The organism is Luteibacter rhizovicinus, assembly GCF_004342265.1.
Taxonomy (GTDB): Bacteria; Pseudomonadota; Gammaproteobacteria; order Xanthomonadales; family Rhodanobacteraceae; genus Luteibacter; species Luteibacter rhizovicinus_B.
Genome location: NZ_SMCS01000002.1, coordinates 322,845 through 345,813, shown reverse-complemented (window position 1 = coordinate 345,813; position 22,969 = coordinate 322,845). Strand labels below are relative to the sequence as shown.

Annotated in this window: 14 protein-coding genes; 4 read left to right on the top strand and 10 right to left on the bottom strand. The window is 64.3% G+C overall.

Going from position 1 to position 22,969, the window contains the following annotated elements; all coding sequences use genetic code 11:
* Positions 1-16: 16 nt before the first annotated feature.
* Together EC912_RS05660 and EC912_RS05655 are read right to left on the bottom strand one after the other, a co-directional pair.
* On the bottom strand, positions 17-997 hold the full coding sequence (locus EC912_RS05660) for an aldo/keto reductase (RefSeq protein ID WP_132142173.1): 981 nt from the start codon (positions 995-997) through the stop codon (positions 17-19).
* Positions 998-1,081: 84 nt separating this feature from the next.
* Positions 1,082-1,789, bottom strand: a complete 708-nt coding sequence (locus EC912_RS05655; protein ID WP_132142172.1) for a YoaK family protein — start codon at positions 1,787-1,789, stop codon at positions 1,082-1,084.
* A gap of 463 nt (positions 1,790-2,252) precedes the next feature.
* Between EC912_RS05655 and fusA the strand changes: the two genes are divergently transcribed.
* The 4 genes from fusA to EC912_RS05635 all read left to right on the top strand — a co-directional run bounded on the left by fusA (position 2,253) and on the right by EC912_RS05635 (position 7,115).
* Positions 2,253-4,328, top strand: coding sequence for an elongation factor G (gene fusA, locus EC912_RS05650; protein ID WP_132142171.1), 2,076 nt, complete (start codon positions 2,253-2,255; stop codon positions 4,326-4,328).
* A gap of 713 nt (positions 4,329-5,041) precedes the next feature.
* Entirely contained in the window at positions 5,042-6,241 is a 1,200-nt protein-coding gene (locus EC912_RS05645) for a molybdopterin molybdotransferase MoeA (protein ID WP_132142170.1), read from the top strand.
* On the top strand, positions 6,238-6,777 hold the full coding sequence (gene mobA / locus EC912_RS05640) for a molybdenum cofactor guanylyltransferase (RefSeq protein ID WP_165973522.1): 540 nt from the start codon (positions 6,238-6,240) through the stop codon (positions 6,775-6,777). Before EC912_RS05645 ends, mobA begins: the two co-directional genes overlap by 4 nt.
* A complete protein-coding gene (locus tag EC912_RS05635) occupies positions 6,774-7,115 on the top strand; it encodes a hypothetical protein (RefSeq protein ID WP_132142168.1) in 342 nt (113 codons plus the stop codon). Before mobA ends, EC912_RS05635 begins: the two co-directional genes overlap by 4 nt.
* 1 nt (position 7,116) lies before the next feature.
* On the opposite strand, the gene fdhD is transcribed toward EC912_RS05635, so the two are convergent.
* From fdhD to EC912_RS05595, 8 genes are all read right to left on the bottom strand, one after another.
* Complete coding sequence (gene fdhD / locus EC912_RS05630; protein WP_132142167.1) at positions 7,117-7,911, bottom strand: formate dehydrogenase accessory sulfurtransferase FdhD; 795 nt, start codon at positions 7,909-7,911, stop codon at positions 7,117-7,119.
* Positions 7,901-10,216: an FdhF/YdeP family oxidoreductase gene (locus EC912_RS05625; RefSeq protein ID WP_132142166.1), complete on the bottom strand. Its 2,316-nt coding sequence runs from the start codon at positions 10,214-10,216 to the stop codon at positions 7,901-7,903. The genes fdhD and EC912_RS05625 overlap by 11 nt, the downstream gene beginning before the upstream one ends.
* A gap of 450 nt (positions 10,217-10,666) precedes the next feature.
* A complete protein-coding gene (gene dusB / locus EC912_RS05620; protein WP_132142814.1) occupies positions 10,667-11,653 on the bottom strand; it encodes a tRNA dihydrouridine synthase DusB in 987 nt (328 codons plus the stop codon).
* A 50-nt stretch (positions 11,654-11,703) separates the two neighbouring features.
* Positions 11,704-14,556 carry a TIM-barrel domain-containing protein gene (locus tag EC912_RS05615; protein WP_132142165.1) on the bottom strand — a complete coding sequence of 951 codons (2,853 nt, stop codon included), beginning with the start codon at positions 14,554-14,556 and terminating at the stop codon, positions 11,704-11,706.
* A 2-nt stretch (positions 14,557-14,558) separates the two neighbouring features.
* Entirely contained in the window at positions 14,559-17,072 is a 2,514-nt protein-coding gene (locus EC912_RS05610) for a beta-glucosidase (protein WP_132142164.1), read from the bottom strand.
* 11 nt (positions 17,073-17,083) lie between these two features.
* Positions 17,084-18,682, bottom strand: coding sequence for a DUF5597 domain-containing protein (locus tag EC912_RS05605; RefSeq protein WP_132142163.1), 1,599 nt, complete (start codon positions 18,680-18,682; stop codon positions 17,084-17,086).
* A complete protein-coding gene (locus EC912_RS05600; protein WP_132142162.1) occupies positions 18,679-20,646 on the bottom strand; it encodes a sialate O-acetylesterase in 1,968 nt (655 codons plus the stop codon). The genes EC912_RS05605 and EC912_RS05600 overlap by 4 nt, the downstream gene beginning before the upstream one ends.
* Positions 20,647-20,746: 100 nt before the next feature.
* On the bottom strand, positions 20,747-22,960 hold the full coding sequence (locus EC912_RS05595) for a sialidase family protein (RefSeq protein ID WP_132142161.1): 2,214 nt from the start codon (positions 22,958-22,960) through the stop codon (positions 20,747-20,749).
* Between the last annotated feature and the right edge of the window lie 9 nt (positions 22,961-22,969).

Below are 22,969 nucleotides of genomic sequence, written 5' to 3'. Positions count from 1 at the left end.
CGCCTGCGGGTTTCGACTACTCGAAACCCGCCACCGGATGCGGCAGGTACGCCGCTTCCAGCGTTGCTATTTCCTCCGGTGAAAGCGCGATCTCCAGCGCCGCGACCGCATCGTCGAGGTGCTGCGGCTTCGATGCGCCGACGATCGGCGCGGTGACCTCGGGCTTGTTCATGACCCAGGCCAACGCGATCTGCGCACGAGGCACGCCCCGATTGGCCGCGACCCGCGCCACCGCCCCGATCACCGCGCGATCGGATTCCACCGCGCCGTTGTACAACGTGCCGCCGTAGTTATCGGTGTTCTGCCGCGCACTGGTGGTGTCCGCGTCGCGGGTCAGGCGACCGCGCGCCAACGGACTCCACGGCAGTACCGCGATACCTTCGTCTTCGCAGAACGGAAGCATCTCGCGCTCTTCCTCGCGCTGGATGAGGTTCAGATGGTTCTGCATGCTGACGAATTCCGTCCAGCCATTCATGCGCGAGGTATAGACCATCCGCGCGAACTGCCACGCGAACATCGACGATGCACCGATGTAACGCGCTTTGCCGGCTTTCACGACATCGTGCAGCGCTTCCAGCGTTTCCTCGATAGGCGTCGTCGGATCGAAGCGATGAATCTGCAATAGGTCGACATAGTCGGTGCCGAGCCGTTCGAGGCTCGCGTCGATCGAATGAAGGATCGCCTTGCGCGACAGACCGCCGCCATTCGGTCCCTTGTGCATCGGGAAGAACGTCTTGGTGGCGATCACGACTTCGTCGCGTCGCGCGAAATCCCTCAACGCACGTCCCACGATTTCTTCCGACGTACCGTCGGAGTAGGAATTTGCGGTATCGAAGAAATTGATGCCCAGATCCACGGCTTTGCGGATCAGCGGCCGGCTGGCATCTTCATCCAGCGTCCATGGGTGACTGCCGCGATCGGGCACACCGTAAGTCATGCAACCGAGGACGAGGCGAGAGACATCGAGACCGGTATGGCCGAGTTTTACGTATTCCATCGAGCAGCCTTCATAAGAACGAACGAAGGTCTCGAATGATGTGCCGATCCGGACGATCGCGCCAGCTATACCGATGGGACCGCATTACGGCGAGTGCGCCGGCGCGGGCTGTCCGGCTGGCGCCACGAAGAAAGCCACGACCAGTGCGGCGATAGCCAGCGCGACGCAGGCAAACCCGGCCCGTTGCCACAGCAGCGCCGCGGTGAGCGACCCCATCGCGAATGCCAGTACCGCCGGCAGCATCTTGCCCAGACGCATGCGTGCACCGGTCAGATCCGCATCGGTGCCGCGCCGGGACAGGTCGGTGAGATCCACGACGACCTGGGTCACATTGCCCGTCATGACCGTGGTCGGCGCGATGGTCGGAAAGACGATGCGCGAACCGGCGTTCTGGATGCCCATGGCGGCGACGGCGATCAGTCCCGTCACGGCCGTACTCCATGCATCCGCATCGACAATGGGCGCAAAGTGCATGCCCGACGCCATGAACACGCAGAGCAGGACGATCTGCGCGGCCAGCAGCCAGCCGAGCGTCTGCCGGCCGCGATGTTCCAGCGCGCGCACCGCAAGCGTCGTGACGACGACGGAAACGACGAACACCGGCAACGCCAGCAGCTTCATGGCCAGGCCGCCGTGATGGCCGATCAGCGTGGCACCGATAACGATGAAGTTGCCCGTGACATGGGCCGTGAACAGCTCGAAAAGCGCGACGAAACCGATCGTGTCGACAAAAGCGGCGGCAAAGCTGAGCAGGATGCCGAAGGCGAGGGGAGACCGGGAGAAAAGGGGCATGCGGGTGTCTCATTCATTCGCGTGGGAGCCAGCTTAGCCCGGCCGGGCGGCCGGGTCTTGAAAAGAAGTGCGCCCAACCCGATCTGATGGGTCACGTTGAAACCTTGTCGCGACAGGCGTAGCCTGCGCGGCAACCAAAGGACACCGAACGAACATGATCCGCGTGATGCACATACTGATCCACGACAGGTCGCCTGCTTTGCAGGCGCATCGCGGGTGCGTGCGTCTGCAGCGGGGCGATACGAACGGATAATCCATCCGTCGCTATCGTCCGTTCATCCAAAGCACCCGAAAGGGTGCTTTTTTTTTGCCTTTCACCGGAGCACACGTGCCATGAAAAACCATCGCGAGCCCCACTGCTGACCGTTACCCGCCAGGGGCCACGAGTCAGCTGAACGGGTCGATCTCGCTCTCCCTTGCACGAACCAGCCCCTGGCGTTTCGTAACAGGAATACACGTCACCATGAGTACCCGCCAAGTCATCCCCGTCGAACGTCGTCGCAACCTCGGCATCATTGCCCACGTCGACGCCGGCAAAACCACGTTGACCGAACGCCTGTTGTGGAAGGCCGGCGCGATCCATCGCACCGGCGAAGTCCACGACGGCGCAACGACCACCGACCACATGGAACTGGAACGCGAACGAGGCATCACCATCGGTGCCGCGGCGGTGCAGGCTGCCTGGACGCCCGAAGGGCAGGCCATGCATCGGCTGACGCTTATCGACACACCCGGACACATCGATTTCGCCATCGAAGTAGAGCGCTCGCTGCGCGTCCTCGACGGCGCCGTTGCCGTGTTCTCGGCAGTCGCCGGCGTACAGCCGCAGTCCGAAACCGTGTGGCGCCAGGCGCGCCGGCATGGCGTGCCGCTGATCGCCTTCATCAACAAGATGGACCGTCCCGGTGCGGATTTCGACGCCGTCCTCGTGCAGATGCGCGAGCGGCTCGGCGCCAATCCGTGGGCAGTCGCGCGTCCGTTGATCGAAAACGAGCAGATGATCGCGCTCGTCGACATCGTCGGCGAACGCACATGGCGTTGGGATGCATCGGGACAACCCGAGGTCGTCGCGTGGTCGGCCGACGAGGCCGCGCTGCACGCTTCCGAACGCCAGACGCTGATTGCCGCGGTAGCGGAGCATGACGACGTATTGCTGGAAGCCTGGCTGGAAGAACGCCCCGTAGACGCAGGCATGCTGATGGCTGCACTGCGCCGCGCGACGCTGGCGGGCCGCGGCTCGCCCGTGCTACCCGGCTCGGCATTCAAGAACGTCGGTATCGAACCGTTGCTGGACGCGTTCGTCGCGTACCTGCCGTCGCCACTGGACCGTCCGGCCGTCGTCGCGCATACCGACGATGGCGACACCATGGTCGCGCCCGATGCGGACGCGCCACTGGCCGCGCTCGTCTTCAAAGTCGTCAACCAGGCGCATGGCCCGCTCGCGTTCATCCGTCTGTATGCGGGCAAGCTGCACGTCGGCGACCAGGTATGGCGCAGCGGCAACGACCGCGTGCAACGCATCGGCCGGCTGGCCGTGCTGCGCGCGGAAGACACCGAAGCCATCGAAGTCGCCGAAGCTGGCGACATCGTGGCCATCGCCGGATGGAAAGACGTCGCGACAGGCGAAACGCTCACGGCCACCGACCATCGCCTTCGTCTCGAAGCTATCGAGGCGCAACCCGCCGTGCTCGCGTGGCGGCTATCGCCCGAACGCTCCGCCGACCTGCTGCGTCTTGGCAACGGCCTGGCCCGCCTTGCCCAGGAAGACCCGTCCTTCCGCGTAGGCACCGATCCCGAAACGGGCGAAACGCTCGTATGGGGCATGGGCGAATTACACCTGGAAGTGATGGTCGAGCGCCTGCGACGCGAATGGGATGTTGCGGTGCGCACCGGATCGCCGCGCGTGGCGTATCAGGAAACGCCAGCGCGCGACTCGGGCGCCGTCGAAGGCAAGGTCGCCAAACAGACCGGCGGCAGCGGCCAGTTCGCGCGCGTCGTCCTGTCCGTCGCACCGCATGAGGACGGCGGCAACGTCGTCGACGATCGCACGACAGGCGGCGTCATTCCGAAGGCGTTCCAGGCAGCCGTGGAGAAAGGCATCCTCTCCGCCTTGCAGGAAGGTCCGCGCGGGTATCCCGTGGTGGGTGCGCGGGTCACGGTGCTGGACGGTCAATTCCACGCGGTGGATTCGAGCGAGATGGCCTTCCACCGTGCCGCCCAGCTAGGCGTTCGCGCCGCGCTGGAGGCCACCGGTACAGTACTGCTGGAACCCGTCATGCGGGTGTCCGTCAGTGCGCCGGGCACCGCGGTCGGCGATGTACTCGGCGATCTGCAGCGTCGCGGTGGGCAGGTCATCGGCCTCGTCGAAGAAGCGGGCCGGACGGAAATCGAAGCCGAAGTTCCGCTGGCGCAACTGGACGGATACACGACCTCGCTGCGCTCGTTGAGCCAGGGCCGGGCATCCGCCACGGTGGCATTCGCGGCCTATCGCCCTGCGCAATCGCAGCAATCGGTCCCGCCGGCGAGACGGTCGGCATGAAGATGGGGGCGCCTTCGGGTGCCCTTTTTTTTGTGGTGGCGCCGAATGCCATGTTTGAACCCAGCTATCACCGGGAACTCCCGCCCCCTCACCGTCATTCCGGCGCACGCCGGAATCCGCGGCGAGGTGGTCGGTGGTCGCGAGGGCGATGGCCGCTTTCAAGCGAAAACCTCAGCGTTGGATCTTGCCCCACGTGGTCGCTGCGGACCCCGGCGTACGCCGGGGTGACGGTGAGGAAGATGAGTACCGAATGAAGCGAGGCGCGTTCCCCGACATGCGCATGCGAAGCGCGGAAGGTATTGCACCGCACGCGGCTCTTAACCCCAATATTCCCCCACCATCCGAAGGCGCTCGCCGTCCCCCACGTCGAGGCCGGTAGGAGGGCGAGGGTGGCCGGGCGGATAAGGCCCCGCAGGGGGGGAAGGGGCAGGACGCCCCTTCCTCGGTGTGCGGGCAGGAAGCCCGCTCACCGAGCCCCGCCCGGCCACCCGGGTCGCGCAGCGACCGCCCGACGTGGCCTCGACGTGGGGGACGGCGAGCTCCCTGCCTCACCCTCGCACGTCGCAACGCTTTGAAGAGCTGATCGAGCGTGATCGCGACAACCCGATGCACCGCACTGAGTCCCTGCCTGCGCAGGGACGACGGTGAGGGGGCGGGATGCGCCGCCGGTTCCATCGCTCCTGCAGCACCGCCTCGTGCGCTACGCTTCCCACATGATTTCCTATGAAGACGCGCTGGCCACCCTGCTTGCCGAAACGCAGCCGCTCGACACCGAGCGGGTCGCCATTGCCGATGCCTTGGGCCGCGTACTCGCCAGCGACATCGCCAGCACCATGCGGCTTCCCGCTTTCGACAACGCCGCGATGGACGGATATGCCTTGCGCGCAGGCACTGCCGCGCTGTCGAAAGGCAGCATCCATACGGTACGTGGCATGCAAGCCGCCGGCGACGTCACGCTGGAACAAACCGGCGCCGACAGTTGCGAAATCGCGACCGGTGCGCGCATGCCCGACGGATTCGATACCGTCGTGCCAGTCGAACGCATCGAACGCGAAGGCGACACCATTCGTCTTCTGGACGATACGGTACGCGGACAACACGTCCGCAAAGCGGGCGACGACATCGCACACGACGAACCCGCGCTCCCGGCCGGCCGGAAGATCGATGCCGCCGCCCTGATGTTGCTGGCCGCGCTGGGCATCGACGAAGCCACGGTCCGCCGTCAACCGCGCGTCGCGATCATCTGCACGGGAAAGGAACTCCACGCGGGTGCCGGAATACTCACTCCCGGCTCGATCCATAACTCCAATGGGCCCTTCCTGCGTGCGGCGCTTACCTCGTGCGGAGCGCACGTGGTCCAGTGCGATACCGTCGGCGACGACGTCATACCCTTCGGCGCTTCGCTCGCGCGTGCACTGGACCGGCACGTCGACCTCGTCGTGACGACAGGCGCGGTATCCGCGGGGCGTTACGACTTCCTGCCCGCGGCGATGGCCGCACTCGGCGCACGTACGTTGTTCCATAAAGTAGCGATTCGCCCGGGTAAGCCGCTGCTCGCGGCGCGCCTGGCGAACGGGCCGCTGCTCATGGCATTGCCGGGCAATCCCATGGCGGTGGCCGTCGGCATGCGCTTCTTTGTCGCCCCACTCATACGGACGATGCTCGGCCTGTCTTCCGAGCGGCCGCTGCGAGTGCTGTCGGACGAAACACCGGATCTGCGCGAAGGCTTGCGTCATTTCGTACTAGCGAATCTCTTCAGCGACGACGGCGCGCGGCTGCGCGCACGTCCGGTCGGTCGCCAGACGGCTTACCGCATGCTGCCCTTTACACAGGCGCAAGTGTGGCTGTCGCTGAGTAGCGCGGACGGCAACATGGCGGACGCGTATCCCCTCGATGCCGGCCATTCGCCTTGACCGCCGGCATCGTGCTCGCCGGTGGCCGATCGTCCCGCATGGGAACCGACAAGGCGATGCTGGCGTGGCACGGGCATCCGCTCATCGAGCACATGCGCGACATATTGTTCGCGACTGGCGTGGCGAAGGTCGTCATCAGCGGTAACCGTCCCCAGTACAACGGCATTCCCGACCGCTGGCCGGATGCCGGACCCGTTGGCGGACTGGCCAGCGTCGCCGACGTGCTGGACGACGGCGAACTGCTGATCGTTCCCGTGGACATGCCGGAACTGACGCCAGAATGGCTGGCGCCATTGCTGCTGGCCACGGACGAGGCATGTGCGTGCTGGATCGCACACCCCCTGCCAATGCGCATGCGGCTGGACGCGCATACGCGCGACGTACTTGCCGACATGGTGTCCCACCCCGGTCGCGATTGTTCGATCGGTGGTTTGCAACGGCGACTGGGTGTCGCCGGACTGCCCGTCGACGCGACGGACACGCGCGCCCTGCGTAACTGCAATACTCCCGACGAATGGAACGAGGCCAGCCTATGAGAGTGCAGCTGCAAGGTCACACAGTGCGTCTGCGCATCGATGAGGACGAGCTGTCCGAATTGCTGGGCGGCGTGTCGATCATCGGCACCACCGCATTCGGGTCGCTCTTCCTGATGCGCTACGCGGTCAGCCTGCACGAAGGCCGGACGTGTCGACTGGACGGACAGGCCGCCGACTGGCGCATCGACCTGCCGGACGCCGAAGTGCGCGAGCTGGCCTCGCGGTTGCCGAGCAAGGAAGGACTCATCTTCGATGTGCCGACCGGGGGCATCGACGCCATGCGCATACTTTTCGACGTGGACGTGAAAGACAGCGCACGTCGCCGGCGCAACGTCTGACCTAACAGCGTACGCGACGCTCGTGCGCGTACATTACGAACCGCCCCGGTCGCGCGAATCCCAGCAGCGTGACATTGCAGGCATCGGCCAGATGCACGGCCAGCGCGGTGGGCGCCGAGATCGCCGCCACGATGGCAATGCCGGCGGTGGCGGCTTTCGTCACCATCTCGTAGCTGGCGCGGCTGGTAATGACCGCGAAGCCAAGGGTGGGGTCGACTCCGCCGCAACGCATGGCGCCGATCAGCTTGTCGAGCGCATTGTGCCGCCCGACGTCTTCACGCACGAGAATGACGGTGCCCTGCGCGTCGATCCAGGCCGCCGCATGCACCGACCCCGTCACGGTGTTGATCGGCTGGCGATCGCGCAGTTCTTCCAGTGCGCGTTCCACGGTCGTGGCATGGATGCTGATGCCTTCGCCTACCGGCTCCGGATGCCGCACGATGTCTTCCAGTTCGCGGCTGCCGCAGATGCCGCAGCCGCTGCGCCCCGGCATGTCGCGGGGCGAACGTGTGTCCCGTACGTCGCCGCGGATGTCGATGACGATGCCTTCCAGCGACTCGGACACTTCGACATCGTCGACCTTCGCCAGTCCGCGTTCGGTCAGTGCGAAGCCGTAAGCGAAGTCTTCCAGATCCGCCGGCGTCGTCATCATCACGGCATACGGCGTGCCGTTGAAATGCATGGCGACAGGTACCTCTTCGGCGAGGTAATCCTCCGTGGACGTCGCGATACCCGCTTCGACGCGAATGACCGGACGCTTCGCGCTTCCCTTGTGCCTGGTTTGTTTAGACCGCACGTGCCGCCTTCGCGCTGCTTGCGCTGATCATCACGGGTACCGACTTATAGGCGGGAGTGCCGGATTTGCGATCGTGCGATTCCAGCGCGATAAGCGCATTGCCTTCCGGGTAGTACATCGCCACGGCGCCTTCCGCGATATCGAAAGCGACGGCGATGAATCCGCGTACCGCGCGTACCTTGCCATCCTGTGCGTTCGGTCCGGTGGCGACGACGTCGATACGGTCGCCTTGCTTCAGTCCGCGCGCGGCGAGATCGTTCGCATGCATGAATACAACGTCGCGTCGCCCGCTGACGCCGCGGTAGCGATCGTTCAGGGCATAAATGGTGGTGTTGTACTGATCGTGCGAGCGGACCGTCGTCAGCATGAGGCCGCCCTCGTCGACCGCCGCATCCTCGTCGAGGCCGCGTGCGATGAGGAAGTGCGCTCGCTTGTCCGGCGTGGCCCACTCGCGTTCCGACGCTGCGATATGCAGACGGAATCCGCCAGGCTCGCGTACCCGTTCGTTGAACTGCGCGAAGATCGGAAACACTTTTTCGATATCGTCGCGGATGAAATCGTAGTTGCCGACCAGACGATCCCAGTCGACCTTCGTATGCGGCAGCGCCGCTTTCGCCATGCCGGCGACGATCCAGGGCTCGGAGCGCAGATGCTCCGATGCGGGCTTCAGACTGCCCGCCGAGGCATGCACCATCGACATCGAATCTTCCACGGTAACCGATTGCGTACCGGTGGCCTGTTCGTCCAATTCGGTACGGCCGAGGCAGGGAAGGATCAGCGATTCCTTTGCCAGGATCAGGTGCGAACGATTGAGTTTCGTGGCGATATGCACGGCCAGATCCAGTCCGCGCATCGCTTCGAAGGTCTCTTTCGTATCGGGCATGGCGACGGCAAGGTTGCCGCCCAGACAGATCAGTGCCTTCGAACGTCCGTCGCGGATGGCGCGTACCGCTTCGACGGCATCGTGCCCGTGCGCGATCGGTGGCTCGAAGCCATAGGTGCGGCGAAGTCCCTCGTTGAGGGCCTCGTTCGGTTTCTCGGTGATGCCGACGGTGCGGTCGCCCTGCACGTTGCTATGGCCGCGCAGTGGGCAGATGCCGGCGCCTTCGCGGCCGATATTGCCGCGCATCAGCAACAGGTTCGCGATCTGCTGGACGTTCTCGGTGCCGTGCGCGTGCTGCGTGATGCCCATGCCGTAGCAGACGATCACGCGTTTGGCCTCGGCGTAAATGGCTCCGGCGGTTTCCACTTCGGTGCGGGTGAGGCCGGATTTGAATTCGATCGCATCCCACGACGTAGCGCGCACGTCGTCGCATAGCGCATCGAAACCCGTCGTATGCGTCGCGATGAAATCGCGGTCGATGACACCTTCGCCGCCGGCCGCCAGATTCTCCGCGTCGGCGTCGAGCAGGAATTTCATCATGCCCTTCAGCACCGCGACGTCGCCGCCGATTTTCAGCTTGTAATACGTCGACGCAATGCGGACCGAGCGGCCGGTAAGCATTTCCGCCGGGTGCTGTGGCGAAGTGAAGCGTTCCAGACCGCGCTCGGACAATGGATTGAGTACGACGATGGGCACGCCGCGCAGCGACGCTTCGCGTAGCGTCGTAAGCATGCGGGGATGGTTGGTGCCGGGGTTGTGACCGATGCAGAAGATCGCATCGCAGTGGTCGAAATCGTCGAGCGTGACGGTACCCTTGCCGACACCGATCGATGTGGGAAGGCCGACGCTGGTCGCCTCGTGACACATATTCGAGCAGTCGGGGAAATTGTTGGTGCCGAATTCGCGTACGAAAAGCTGATACAGGAAGGCGGCCTCGTTCGATGCGCGACCGGAGGTATAGAACTCCGCCATGTCCGGGTCGGGCAGGGCGCGCAGCGCCGTACCGATCCGTTCGAACGCCGCGTCCCATGCGATGGGAATGTAGGTGTCCGTGGCGCGGTCGTAGACCATGGGATGGGTCAGGCGGCCGAGACCTTCCAGCGCGTAGTCGGTCAGGTTCCACAGGGCCGAGACCGGATTCTTCGCAAAAAATTCCGGTTTCACCCGTTTGGCGGTCGCTTCCCAGGACACCGCCTTGGCGCCGTTTTCGCAGAATTCGAACGACGAGGTGTGCTTCGGATCGGGCCATGCGCAGCCGGGGCAGTCGAAACCGGTCGGCTGGTTGACCTTGTGCAGCGCGATGGATTCGCGGGCGATGGCCATCTGGCCACTGATCGCTTTCGCTACGGCGCCAAGAGCGCCCCAGCCGCCAGCCGCGCCTTCATAGTCTTCGATGCCGGGGACTTTCGTTTCGTCGGTCATGGGTCGCCTCGCCGTGCCTGTGCGCATTTGCGAATGGTACGCCCGTTGGCGTGAGGAAGCTTCATGGCGACGTCAAGGCAGCAGGCACCGACCTGTGGCTTTAGCGATCGGATTCACTGCCTCTCCCGCTCGTAACTTCCTTACCGCAACCACTCACCTTACCGTCACCTTTTCCGCTCGCCATTATTCCTTCCCCGCCGACACCACTCCCTCACCGTCACCGCGCCCCTCACCGTCATTCCGGCGCACGCCGGAATCCGCAGCCGCCCAATCGGTTGTCGCCATCCGCCCATGTTCTCGCTCTTGTTTTGCATTGCGCAGCACGGCAAGTACATCGCCAGGCATACACTATCGCTGCGGATTCCGGCGTACGCCGGAATGACGGTGAGGGAATGCATGACGGTGAAGAAAGGGAGGACGGTGACAGGCAGTTGACGCCATCCGTGCCACCTAAGCCGCCAGCGCCGTCCCAGCCGCCAGCGCCGCAAAGTATTCACGCGTCAGCCGCAACTGCGCATCGGCGGTATCGGCGCGATTGACCACCGCGCGGAATGCCGCGTTCTCCGCGCGATCCTTCGCATACCACCCAAGGTGCTTACGCGCGATGCGCACGCCCTGCAGTTCGCCATAGAACGCATAAAGATGTTCGAGATGCGCGCACAGGATGGCGCATACCTCGTCGGCATCGGGCTCGGGCAATGTTTCGCCAGTCGCCAGGTAATGCGCGATTTCACGGAAAATCCACGGCCGGCCCTGCGCCCCGCGACCGACCATGACGGCATCCGCACCGGTGACGGCGAGCACATGGCGTGCCTGTTCGGGCGTGGTGACGTCGCCGTTGGCCATGACCGGAATGCGCACCGCAGCCTTCACCGCGGCAATCGTGTCGTACTCCGCTTCGCCTTCGTACTTATCGGCGCGCGTGCGGCCGTGCACGGCCAGCGCGGCGATACCCGAGTCTTCGGCGATGCGCGCGATGGTCAGGGCATTGCGGTTGTCGCGATCCCAGCCGGTACGGATCTTCAGTGTGACCGGCACGTCCACGGCGGTAACGACGGCCTTGAGGATGCGTGCGACCAGCGGTTCGTCCTGCAGCAGCGCCGAACCGGACCAGACATTGCACACCTTCTTCGCCGGGCAGCCCATGTTGATATCGACGATCTGCGCGCCGTTGTCGACGTTGTAGCGCGCGGCGTCGGCCAGCATGCCCGGGTCGTAGCCCGCGATCTGGACGCTGACCGGCTCCGGCTCGCCGACATGATCCATGCGATGCAGGGATTTACGGGTCTGCCACAGGCGCGGATCGGCAGTGGTCATTTCGGACACGGCCAGCCCGGCGCCCATCCGCTTGCAGAGCAGGCGGAAGGGCTTGTCGGTGACGCCGGCCATGGGTGCGAGCACCACGGCAGGCGCGATCGGGTAGGGGCCGATGTGCATGGGGGGCATTTTAGGCCCCCCGGGCATGCGGGGGCCACCTCGGTGGCACATCAGAGCTGGATCGTCACCGCCTGCCCCGTGTATTCCACTTCCTTATCGGCCTTTGCCTCGAAGTCCACGCCGGGACGCGCGTTTTCCCCAAGTTGCCGCACGCGGAACCGCCGCTTCTCCACCATGCCGGGGAAACTGCCCTGGCGTTCACCTATGTGAAGCGTATGGCTTGCGTCGTCGTACGTAAGGGGAATGTGGCTGGACGCATTCTTCTCATAGCCATAGTTCGTCCCCTCGTCCTCGTACAACGAGAAACTGCCGTTGCGTCCGGGGTAGACATAGACCGTGATTGGCGCGTCGGGCTTCTGGCCGGTGTACTGGATCGCCGGGCCGACCGGAACGATGGCGCCGGCACGAACGAACAGCGGCATGCGGTTGAGCGGTGCGTCGGCATCGATGGTCGTGCCGCCGGCATGGCGCTTGCCCGTCTGGAAGTCGTACCAATCCGAACCGGCCGGCAGATAGACCATACGGCTGCGCGCACCGTACTCATGCACCGGTGCGACCAGGAAGGCCGGGCCGAACATGAACTCGTCGTCGATCGTGCGCACCTTCGTATCGTTCGGGAAATCCATGACCAGGCCACGCATGATGGTGCCGTCGTCCTGCCAGATATCGCCGGCCAGGGTGTAGATGTACGGCATCAGGCGATAACGGAGACGGTCGTACCACGCAAGGGATTCGTAAACGTCCGAACCTTTCGGCGCGAGATTGAAAATTTCGCGGTACGGAAACTGGCCGTGCGAGCGGAACAGCGGAGTGAACGTGCCGAACTGGAACCAGCGGAGATTGAGTTCCCGCCATTCCTTCAGATCGGCCGCACCGGGTTTCTCGTAACGCGGTTCCAGCGCGAAGCCGCCGATATCGGTCGTCCAGTTCGGAATGCCCGACAGCGAGAAATTCACGCCCGCCGATATCTGATCGTGCAGGTTGCTCCAGCGCGACACCACATCGCCGCTCCATGTGGCGGCGGCATTGCGCTGCTGGCCGGCGAACGACGAACGCGTGAGGATGAATACGCGACGATCCGGCGCACTGGCACGCTGGCCTTCATAGACGCCGGTCGTATGGACCAGCGGATAGGAATTGAAGAACGCGGCGCCCGGACCCTGAGCGGTCGGTCCCATGCGCAGCTTGCGTTCGGCGATGTCGAGGTTCGAATGAATGTCGGGCTCGGAAGCGTCGAGCCACCACCCGTCGATGCCCAGCACGCCGAGGTTCTCCTGCATCTGCCGCCAGTAGATGTCGCGCGCTTCCTTCGCATACGGGTCGTAGATGGCGTTGAGGTAACCGGTGCCGATCCAGTCGCGCTCGCCCTTTTCGACGTTGCGGCGATAGATGTAGCCCTTGGCGTCCAGTTCCTTGTAGTTCTTCGTTTCCGGATAGAACTTCGGCCACACGGAAATCATCAGCTGCACGTGCATGTCGTGCAGCTGTTTCATCATGCCCTTCGGGTCGGGGAAGCGTGCCGCATCGAACTCGTGCGAGCCCCACGCGTTCTCGGGCCAGTAGCTCCAGTCCTCGACGATGTTGTCCAGTGGCAGGCCCAGCTTGCGATAGCGTGTCGCGGTGTCGACGATTTCCTTCTGCGTCTTGTAGCGTTCGCGGCTCTGCCAGAAGCCGTATGCCCAGCGCGGCAGCATCGTCGCCTTGCCCGTGATCGTCCGGTAACCGGAAACGACATCGTCGAGATTCGAGCCGGCGACGAAATAGTAGTCGACCGCATGACCTACCTCGGAATACATCGAGAGATCGCGCTGTTCCGCGTCCGGCTGCGGGTCGAGATGGTAGAGCGCGATATAGCCTTCGTTCGGCTTCCACTCGATCTTGATCGTGTGCTTCGTGCCGGTTTCCATCGGCAGACGGATGTTGTGGTACCAGGGATTCCAGTTCTGACGCCAGTCGTCGTATACGACCTTGCCGTCGATGGTGACCTTCGCGTAGCTGGACGAGTACAGCCGGAATTTCTGTTCGCCGGAGGACACGGTTTCGAATGAACCTTCCCAGACGACCCGGTCGGTCTTCTTCGCGGTCGGTTCGGCCGGCCAAGTCGTCAGGTCCTTGATGTAGGCGTAGTTGACCTCGCGCTCGACGCGCGTCGCCTTCAGCGTGTCGCCCGTGTAGTAACGGGCGGTCAGTCCACCTTCCTTACCGTCCGCGTCGTAAAACTTCAGCGTCTGGCCGGCCAGCGGATACTCGCGCGGATCGCCGAAGCGCGTGATCGAATTGTTGTCCCACAGCAGACCGTAATTGCGGGTGGAGACGACGAACGGAATGCCGGCATCCATATTGTGCTGGGCGAGTTCGACGTCCTCGCCCTTGTAATTCATCTGGCGGTTCTGGTGCTGACCCAGTCCGTAGAACGCCTCGTCGTCGGGCGATTCGAAACGCTGGCGAATCGCGACGAACGGCTTGCCTTCGACGGTCGTCTGCGCAAAGGTGCGGCCGCCGGCGCGCTCGGCAAGGATGGGTTTGCCCTGCGCATCGGTAAAGCGGACGGCACCATCCTTCGTGGAGACATGGGCTTCGAGGGCCGACGTCTTCAGCACGACGTCATCGCCGGACTCGTCGAGCGAGAACGATCCGTCGCCGCCGGTTTTGACCGCCATCAGGCTGGCGGGCAGATCGAAGTTGCCGTCCGGCGCGACCGTGACATGCACGATCTTCGGAGATACGAGCTGCAGGCGTACCTTCTGTGTCGAGCGATCGACGGCGACGACCGCACCGTCCGCGATGCGCGTCGCGTGGCTGACCGGTGTCGTGGCATGGGCCGATGGCGACGACGAACAACTGGCAAGCAAAGCGGCGGCGAGCGGCGTGAGAAGCAGGGAAGCGAGTGTGGTGGACTTCATGATCAGTTCCCGAGCGTCAGGTCGGCCGCGAGCGGCGTATGGTCCGAGGCGTCGCCGACATAGACCTTGAAGCGGCCCGCGTCGATCTGCCAGTCGTGGCGATGCACGTCGTAATAGGCGAAGGCGCGGCGGTCGAGGGTCAGCGAGACATGGCGCGTCTGACCTGGTGCCAGCCGTACTTTCTCGAATGCCTTGAGCTCCTTCGCGGGGCGGGCGACCTTCGCCGACGGATCGCCGACATAGACCTGCACCACGTTGGCACCGTTGCGCGAGCCGGTATTGGTGACGTCGACATCGACGGTGATGCTGTCGTCCGCATGAGCCTGTGTCGCGGACAGCTTCAGATTGGCGAAGCGGAACGTCGTATACGTCAGGCCGTAGCCGAAGGCATAAAGCGGCTGGGCCTTGCGTGGATTGCTCGTATACCAGCGATAACCGAGGAACACGCCTTCGCCGTACTTCACCGTGGGGTTGGTGCCGGCCGGATGCGCGGGCGCGTCGTAGAAGTCGTGCACGGGGTTGTCGGCGAAGCGATGTTCGAAACTGATGGGCAGCTTGCCTTCGGGCGCGCGGTCGCCAAAGAGGACTTCCGCGATGGCCTGGCCCCCTTCCTGTCCGGGATACCAGTTCTGCAACAGCGCCGGCACCTTGCCGAGCCAGCGATCCGTGGCGTACGCACCACCGGACGTGACGGTGACGATGGTTTTGGGATTGGCCTTCGCCACCGCTTCGATCAGGGCTTCCTGGCCCCATGGCAGATCGAAAGTGCGGTCGTAGGCTTCGCTTTCCGAAGTGGGATCGAAACCGACGGCCACGACCGCGGCATCGGCCGAAGCCGCGATCTTGCGTGCATCGGCCGAGATCAGATCGTCGAGCGACACCACGCCCAGACCCATGCGGCTATAGCTGACGTCGGGCCTGTAATCGAGGCGGACATCGACAGCCTTGCCGGCCTTGAGGTCGACGGTCGCGTAAAGCGGCGCCTGACCTTCGCGTTCCGGCTGTGTCGTGACCGGTTTGCCGTCGATGTAGAGAACGTAAGTGTCCTTGCTCGCGGCCGCGGTCAGGAACAGAAAACGGCCGGACGTCTTCGGTACGAAGCGGCCGCTCCAACGGATGCTGGTCCGGTCGACGGCGGGCGTCGTCCACAGTTCCGGCTTCCACTGGTCGATCTTGCCGTCCACGTCGCTGGCCGACGGCTTGCCGTTGAAGTTTGCATTGGCGAAGGTCTCGCGCTTCAGCCCCGGCGAGCCATCCGCGGTGACGAACGCTTCCTGCTTGAAGACCTGTTCGGGCGAGGGCAGGCCGCGGGCGTAGAGCACACGGACCTTGCCACCCAGGCGATCGGTCAGGCCGGTCAGGATGCTTTGCGTGCGGAACGTGTCGATATGCGAGCTGCCGCCCGCGCTGGCGTTGCCCGGATGCGCGGCCGGCCCGATGACAGCGATCGTGCGGATCGTGTTTGCGTCGAGCGGCAGGACCTTGTCGTTCTTCAGCAATACGAGTGCTTCGCGTGCGGCGTCCAGCGCTGCCTTATTGTTCTCGGGATCGAACAGGGGCAACGCCGCATCTTTCTGGTCCCGGTCGAGGAAACCGAAGCGCGCGGCGGTGCGCAGGATGCGGCGGACCTTATCGTCCAGAGCGGCGTCGGTCAGACGGCCATCGCGCAGCGCGGGAAGTATCGTCTCCGGTTTCATGGCGGTGGCGGCCGGCATCTCCAGATCGAGGCCGGCGTTGAACGCCTTGACGCCGTCGTGCGTGGCCTCCCAGTCGGACATCAACAAGCCGCGGAAACCCCATTCGCCCTTGAGGATGTCGTGGCTGATGGGTTGGTTCTCGGAAAGATAATCGCCGTTGACGAGGTTGTAGCTGGTCATCACCGCACCGACATGACCTTCCTTGACGGCCATTTCGAAGGCGGGAAGATAGAGTTCGCGCAGAGTGCGCTCGTCGATAAGGGTGTCGAGGTGGCGGCGGTCGTATTCTGAGTTGTTCGCCGCGAAATGTTTCACGGTGGCGACGACGCCTTCGCCCTGCACGCCCTTGATGAGCCCGACGGCGATCTTTCCGGCCAGCAGCGGATCTTCGCCGTAGTACTCCATGTTGCGACCGTTCTGCGGTGCGCGATAAAGATTCACGCCAGGGCCGAGCAGGAAGTGCACGCCCCGGGCGCGCGCATCGCGGCCCATGGCCGTGCCGACGCGTTGGGCTAATTCAGGGTCGAAGCTCGCGGCAAGGCCGATGCCTGCCGCATACGCCGTCGACGGGCCGGGCGCGCGAACTCCGAACGGGCCGTCGGACATCGTAAGTCGCGGCAGCCCGATCGCGGGAACCGGGCGCACGTAGAAATTCTCCACGCCGCCGAGCAGCGATACCTTCTGTTCGAGAGTCAGTTTGCCGAGCATGGCGTCGACACGCTGATCGACTGCCGTGTCGTCGACGGCGGCGATCCGTGCGAACACCGAACTCGCGGCGAGTCCCGTCAATAGCGCGACGGTAAGTGCTTTCTTCAGCATCGTGACTTCCTTCAGAACGTAGCGAGTTTGACGTGCAGCACCTGCGGCACGTCGGTGAAGTTGAGGCCGTAGTCGGTCTGGTCGCCATTCCACAGGCGATCGAAGATCCAGCGTCCGTTCTCGTAATGACCTTCCTCGACGCGCGCAAGAATGAAATTGCGCCCGGGGTTTGCTTTCCCGTTCCCGAAGTTCACGCGTGCGTGGCGGCCTGTGACGAGGTATTCGTCCTTGCCGATCTGGCCGATCAGCACGCCACCGACGGGCTCGGCATTGCCGGGTGCCGGATCGACACCGAACTGCGGCTGGCCGTAGCCGATGTGCGCGGACCAGTCGCCGAGATCGATATCCTGGGTATGCCGGTCGACGGGCTCGGCGACACCCCAGACCTTGCCTTGCCACGACAGCTCGGCGAGTACGCCGGCGAGGGGTCCGATCAGTTTGTAGTTGTCCGCGAACGCATCGATCGTTTCGCTATCGACTTTGCGCGCGCCGAGCGGGTAGTTCGCATAGCCTGTGAAGTCCATGCCGAATGGCGAGAAGCCGATGCCGCGTTTGCCGAGCGCCGCGAATATATAGCGTGCATACGGTTTCGCGTTGCCGGTTTCGGCGACGAACAGTGCGTTGTCCGGCCGGGCGTAGCGATCGAGCACGGCCGTGTACCTGTCGTACTCCGGCATATAGATATCCGGTGCCAGCAGGTCGAGCGAAGGCGCCGCCGCCTTCCAGACATCAAGTACGTTGTCCGTGGGACCGCCGCTGGAGTAACCACCCGGCGGACCGGGCTTGAACGGATCGCGCAGGGCCGCGTTGGCATACATCGGAAGGTCGTAGACCGCCTTGCCCGCATGGGCGACCTGTTCGATGAAGTGCGCGACGGACCACGCGTGGAAGAACTCCGCCGCGTTGGCGCCGTAGACCTGTTGCCACGTGCCGGGTTTTTTACCATCCCGCTTCAGCAACGCATCGGGCACTGCACCGGCGAAGAGCTTGTCGGCGGTGGGCGAGTGGTCGCGATCGGTGCCATACGTCCCCGACTCGTTTTCCACCTGCATCATGATGACGGTATGGCGGTCGCCGTCGATAACGCGCAGGTGCTTCATCAGCTCGACGAAGGCTTTGCGGTCGGCTTCCAGCGTGGCGGGAGCATGCGGCGACAGCGATCCCAGTGTCTTGCCTTCGCGATTGATCACGCGCGGGAAACGGGTGTTATCCAGTTTCACCCAGGCAGGTGCGTAGTTCGGACCGTTGTTTTTCCACGTGGCGAACCACAGCAGCACGAGCCGCACATTGTGCTCGCGTGCCTGCGTCACCAGCGTGTCGAGAAAGCTGAAATCGTACCGGCCTTCGGTGGGCTCGATCTGCTCCCATGCGATGGGGACCTGCACGGTATTGGCATGTATCTGGCCTATCGCAGGCCAGACTTTGTCGAGCATCGCGGGCCACGCGCTGGAATTGTTGACCTGCGCGCCGAGCACGAGGAACGGTTTGCCGTCGACCATCAGCGCGTGGCGTCCATTCTCGCTTGCCATGCGCGGCATCTCGGTGGCCCAGCCCGCTCCGCAGATGGCGAGTGCGACGAGCAGCGCGCCGGTCAGTGTGCTTCGTTTCATCGGTGACTCCGTTGAGTCGCGCTTTCCGTGCGGAACGGCGACGCGGGAAGGCCTTCGCCGTTCGTCAGATTGGCCTGTTCGGGGTTGTCGCTCCACGCGTAGCGCACGGCGACGGGATGGGAGACGGCGCCGCTGGCAACGATGACGCGGTCGCCTTCGATCCGTGCCGTGGCGGGATGGAAGCGGCGGTCGGCGCCGGCGATTTCGAAACCTGCCGGCGCGTCGCCGCTACGGACGGCAAGCTTGCCGCCGTACAGATCGAAGCCGATGCTGGCGTTGGCACCGTCGATCTTCAGATCGCGATAGCGCGGACCCGACCACGGTGCCATGTCGCCGAATGCGGCATGGCGCATGGCGAGCGCTAGCCGGTGTCCGACGTCCTGCTTGTTCGTCGGATGAATGTCTTTCGGATTACCGATGTCGATGATGACCGCTTCGCCGGTTGCTGGCAGCGCCAGATTCGCGGACTGCGATTCGCGCAGTTCGGCCCATGGGCTTTCGTCCGGTGTGTCGTTGCCGGATATCCAGTTGGCCAGTTGCACCCAGACGACGGGCAGGCCGGGTGTTTTCCATTCGCCTCGCCACTGACCGATCAGGCCGGCGAACTGTTCGCGATAGGCCAATGCTTCGCCCTTGTTGGCGTTTGCTTCGCCCTGATACCAGAGCACGCCGCGCAGCGGGAAGCCGATGAGCGGGTGGATCATCTTGTTGTAAAGCAGTGTCGCGAGCTGGTTCTTTCCTTCGGCGGCAGTCACCGTGACGGTATCTGGCCGGAACAGCCATGGCCCTTTCAGGGGACGCTTCTCGCCGCCTTCGGGCTGGACGTAAAGCAGATTCGCCTCGCCATAGATGCCACCGTTTGCGCCGAGATCCACGACCTTGATGGCAATCGTGTTCGTTCCCGCATGCAGGATCGCCGGGTCGACGCGATAGGCGCGTACGCCGTTCCATTTCGCCTTCGTTTCGCCGACCTGCGTTCCGTTGACGAAGCTGGTGTCCGAATCGTCGATGGTTCCGAGGCCGAGGGTGATACCTTGCTTCGCTTCCCGCGCGGTCAGCGTAAACGTGGTGCGATACCAGGCCGTTCCGTCCATGCCGTAATAGCCCTGGGTTTCCCAGTAGCCCGGGACGGTGATCGATACCCAGTCTTTCGTGTCGAGATCCGGCGAGGACCATGCCGCGCCGGTATGCGGCGCCGGGTTGCTCCAGCGGGCAAGGCGCTGACGCGTTGCGTCCGTCGCCCGTTGCTCGTCGGCGTCCATCTTTTTCATGCGCGCGGCGACATCGTCGGCGCGGACGCCGGCCGTGGCCGCATTCATCCAGGCTTCGATGCGGCTGCCGCCCCAGGTGCTGTTGACCAGTCCCTGCGCTACGCCGCTCTTTGCCTTCATCTCGCGTGCGAAGAACCAGCATGCGGCGGAGAACTTGCCGACGCTCGCGGGTGAGGCGGCAATCCACTCGCCACCGGCGAGGCGATCCTCGGGGGTGGGCGCCCATGAGTCGGGGATTTTGAAATGACGTATCGCGGAGTCGTTGCCATTCGCGATTTCGTTTTCCGCATCGCGGGTCTGCGACACCATGAATTCCATGTTCGACTGGCCGGAGCAGAGCCAGACGTCGCCGACGAGGACGTCGCTTATGTCGCGATGTTCCTTGCCGTTGTCGATGGCGAGAACGTACGGGCCGCCGGCTTTGTGTGCGGGGAGGGCGATGTCGAAGCGGCCGTCGGTGCCGGTTTTTGCTTTGGCATTCTTGCCGTCGAATGTCGCGCGGACGATCGAGCCCGGTGTCGACCAGCCCCAGACATGCATGGGCTGGTCGCGTTGAAGGACGGTGCCGGTGGAGTAGACGAGGGGAAGGTCGAGTTGGGCGTGGGCGCTGAGGGGCAACAGAAGCAGCAAGCACACCTGTAGGAGCCCGCTTGCGGGCGAAAGCCGACGAAGCGGAGAAGATATGCGCGGCATTCGCAGCCAGAAGGTCGGGCTCGCGATGTGAGCATCGGTCTTCCTCGCTCCGTTGGCTTTCGCCCGCAAGCGGGCTCCTACAAGGTAGGTGTGCTTCCGGTTACTTGTGTTCATCGCCATAAAAAATCCCACGACCTCCCGTGGCGAAATACACGCGTCCGAAGAGGCGCGGGTCGCCTGTGACGTGTCCGATGCGGCCGAACTGGTGTGTGTCGTCATTGATTCTTACCCAGCTCGCACCGTCGTCGGTTGAGCGATAGAGGCCACGTTTCCCGTCGCGCTTGCCTGCGACGAATAACGTGGACGTGGTGCTGTCGGGAGACGATTTGCCGAAACCCAGCGAATCGGCGATGTCGATATGCGCGGCGCGGCCGATCAACCGGCCGTCGCTGTCGCCGTGGATGAGGCCGCCCGTGGCGCTGGCGAACCACAAGTCGCCGGCTTTGCCCGGCGTGGCGTATGCTTCGCCGGCTTCCGCGGCCAGCGCGTCGGCGAATTCGCCGGCTACGGCCGCGAATACGTGGCCGCCATCGCGGCTGACATACAGCCGGCCGTCGATCGGCGACCACGCATAGAAGCGCTTCGGATCGACGCGGTCGGCGAAGACGCGCGACCTGACCGGCACGCCACCGGTACGTGTCCAGTGCGCGCCGCGATCGACGGTCAGCCATGCGGTGCGCGCCTGCACCGGCATCCACAGCATCGCAACGCCATCGGCCGCCACGGCGATCGTGCCCGCACCGGCACCGTCGTCGGGCTCGCTGGCGAAAGCAGTCCAGGAGCGTCCGCCATCGGTGGACCAGGCCGCCCGTGCCGTCGTGGGGGTGCCACGAATGCGTCCCGCGCGAACGACGATGTCCTGCGCGTTGCCCGCGACGTCGATGCTTTCGGAATTCATGTAACGCGGCGGACCGGCGAGTTGCAGCGGTGCGCGGGTCAGGTCGTCGTGGCGGAATCCGTCGAGGTCGCCGACGGCACTTATCAGCGGCGGACCCTTGGCTGGACTCGCCAGTCCAAGCGGTACGGTTTCCTCGAGACCATCGTCCTGAAACCACCACGAGGCCCGCGCGCCGCTGTCGAAGGCAAGCAGGTTTCGCGAGGCCCAGATGCCGTATCCGGTGACGAACATCGCGTGATCGCTGTCGAAGGGATCGATGACGACCGTCGTCATCCAGTGCGGTATGTGGTCGCGCGTCCAGATGGCGCTGTCGTGCTCGAAGTCGGAGCGGGCGAATACCTCCGTCCAGTGCTTGCCGGCGTCGGTACTGCGAAACAGCAGATCGCCGGCAGGCTTGTAGTGGGCATGCGTGCTGGCCAGCAGGCGGTCGGGGTTCTTCGTGTCGACGGCGATATCGCCCCAGCCGAAGCCGCTGGGCTTGCCGTCGCGCGGAATAGGCGTCACGTCGGTCCACGCATGACTCTTCGGCTCGTAATGCCATATCGCGCCGTCGTTCATCTCGTCGGGACCCGGTTCGTCACCGTAAGTCAGATACCAGCCGCCACGGCCATCGGCGCGCATATGGGTAGGACGCAGACCTGTCGGCTGTCCCTGCACCGGTTGCCATGCGTTGCCGCCGTCGCTGGATTCGAACAGCGAGGTCTCGCGTGTCGACACACCGGCATAGACGGTCGACGTGTCGAAGACGGTGAACACGATACCGATGGACTGCCGTCGCCAACTGTTTTCCGCCGTGGAGGAAGGCGCGGTCGCGACGGCGGGAAAACTATCGACATGTCGCCAGGTCGCACCGCGGTCGTCGCTGCGCCACAGACCCGCGCCGCGCGAACCGAACATCAGCTGGCGACCGTCGATGGGATTCACGGACAAGCGTTCGCCGTTGCCGCGACCCAGTTCGTTACCGCCGAGCTTGAAGGGGAGGTCGGTGCGCTGGAACGTCGCGCCGCGATCGTCGGAACGGAGGATTGCGCCGTTGCCCGCTTGTTCCGTTGTATAGGTGCCGGCGGCCAGATAGAGCCGCTCGGGGTCGGACGGATCGAACGCGAGGCTGTCGATACCGGCCAGGTTGACATCGTCCGCGTCGATCCAGTCGGTCAGCGGTATCCATCGCGTCTTTGCCGCATCCCAGCGGTAGGCGCCTCCGACGTCGGTGCGCGCATAGCAGAGGCCTTTCACGCGCGGGTGGCAGGAAAGGCCGCTGACGTATCCGCCGCCGCCGATGCGCACGCTGTTCCATGTGTATGGAACGGCATCGCGCGCGGATGCACCGGTCGACAGCGGGCCGGTCGATATCAGCCCGGCCGCTATCGTCAGCAACGCGCTGTGCCATGACCGCCATCGTCGGTACGTGCCCATCCTTCTCCC

Bases quoted from the DNA above. Each gene is read 5' to 3' on its own strand.
- dusB (WP_132142814.1), bottom strand. From the start codon at position 11,653: ATGCACATCGGCCCCTACCCGATCGCGCCTGCCGTGGTGCTCGCACCC.
- EC912_RS05625 (WP_132142166.1), bottom strand. From the start codon at position 10,216: ATGACCGACGAAACGAAAGTCCCCGGCATCGAAGACTATGAAGGCGCG.
- EC912_RS05660 (WP_132142173.1), bottom strand. From the start codon at position 997: ATGGAATACGTAAAACTCGGCCATACCGGTCTCGATGTCTCTCGCCTC.
- EC912_RS05645 (WP_132142170.1), top strand. From the start codon at position 5,042: ATGATTTCCTATGAAGACGCGCTGGCCACCCTGCTTGCCGAAACGCAG.
- EC912_RS05610 (WP_132142164.1), bottom strand. From the start codon at position 17,072: ATGCTGAAGAAAGCACTTACCGTCGCGCTATTGACGGGACTCGCCGCG.
- EC912_RS05605 (WP_132142163.1), bottom strand. From the start codon at position 18,682: ATGAAACGAAGCACACTGACCGGCGCGCTGCTCGTCGCACTCGCCATC.
- EC912_RS05615 (WP_132142165.1), bottom strand. From the start codon at position 14,556: ATGAAGTCCACCACACTCGCTTCCCTGCTTCTCACGCCGCTCGCCGCC.
- EC912_RS05655 (WP_132142172.1), bottom strand. From the start codon at position 1,789: ATGCCCCTTTTCTCCCGGTCTCCCCTCGCCTTCGGCATCCTGCTCAGC.
- EC912_RS05635 (WP_132142168.1), top strand. From the start codon at position 6,774: ATGAGAGTGCAGCTGCAAGGTCACACAGTGCGTCTGCGCATCGATGAG.
- fusA (WP_132142171.1), top strand. From the start codon at position 2,253: ATGAGTACCCGCCAAGTCATCCCCGTCGAACGTCGTCGCAACCTCGGC.
- EC912_RS05600 (WP_132142162.1), bottom strand. From the start codon at position 20,646: ATGCCGCGCATATCTTCTCCGCTTCGTCGGCTTTCGCCCGCAAGCGGG.
- EC912_RS05595 (WP_132142161.1), bottom strand. From the start codon at position 22,960: ATGGGCACGTACCGACGATGGCGGTCATGGCACAGCGCGTTGCTGACG.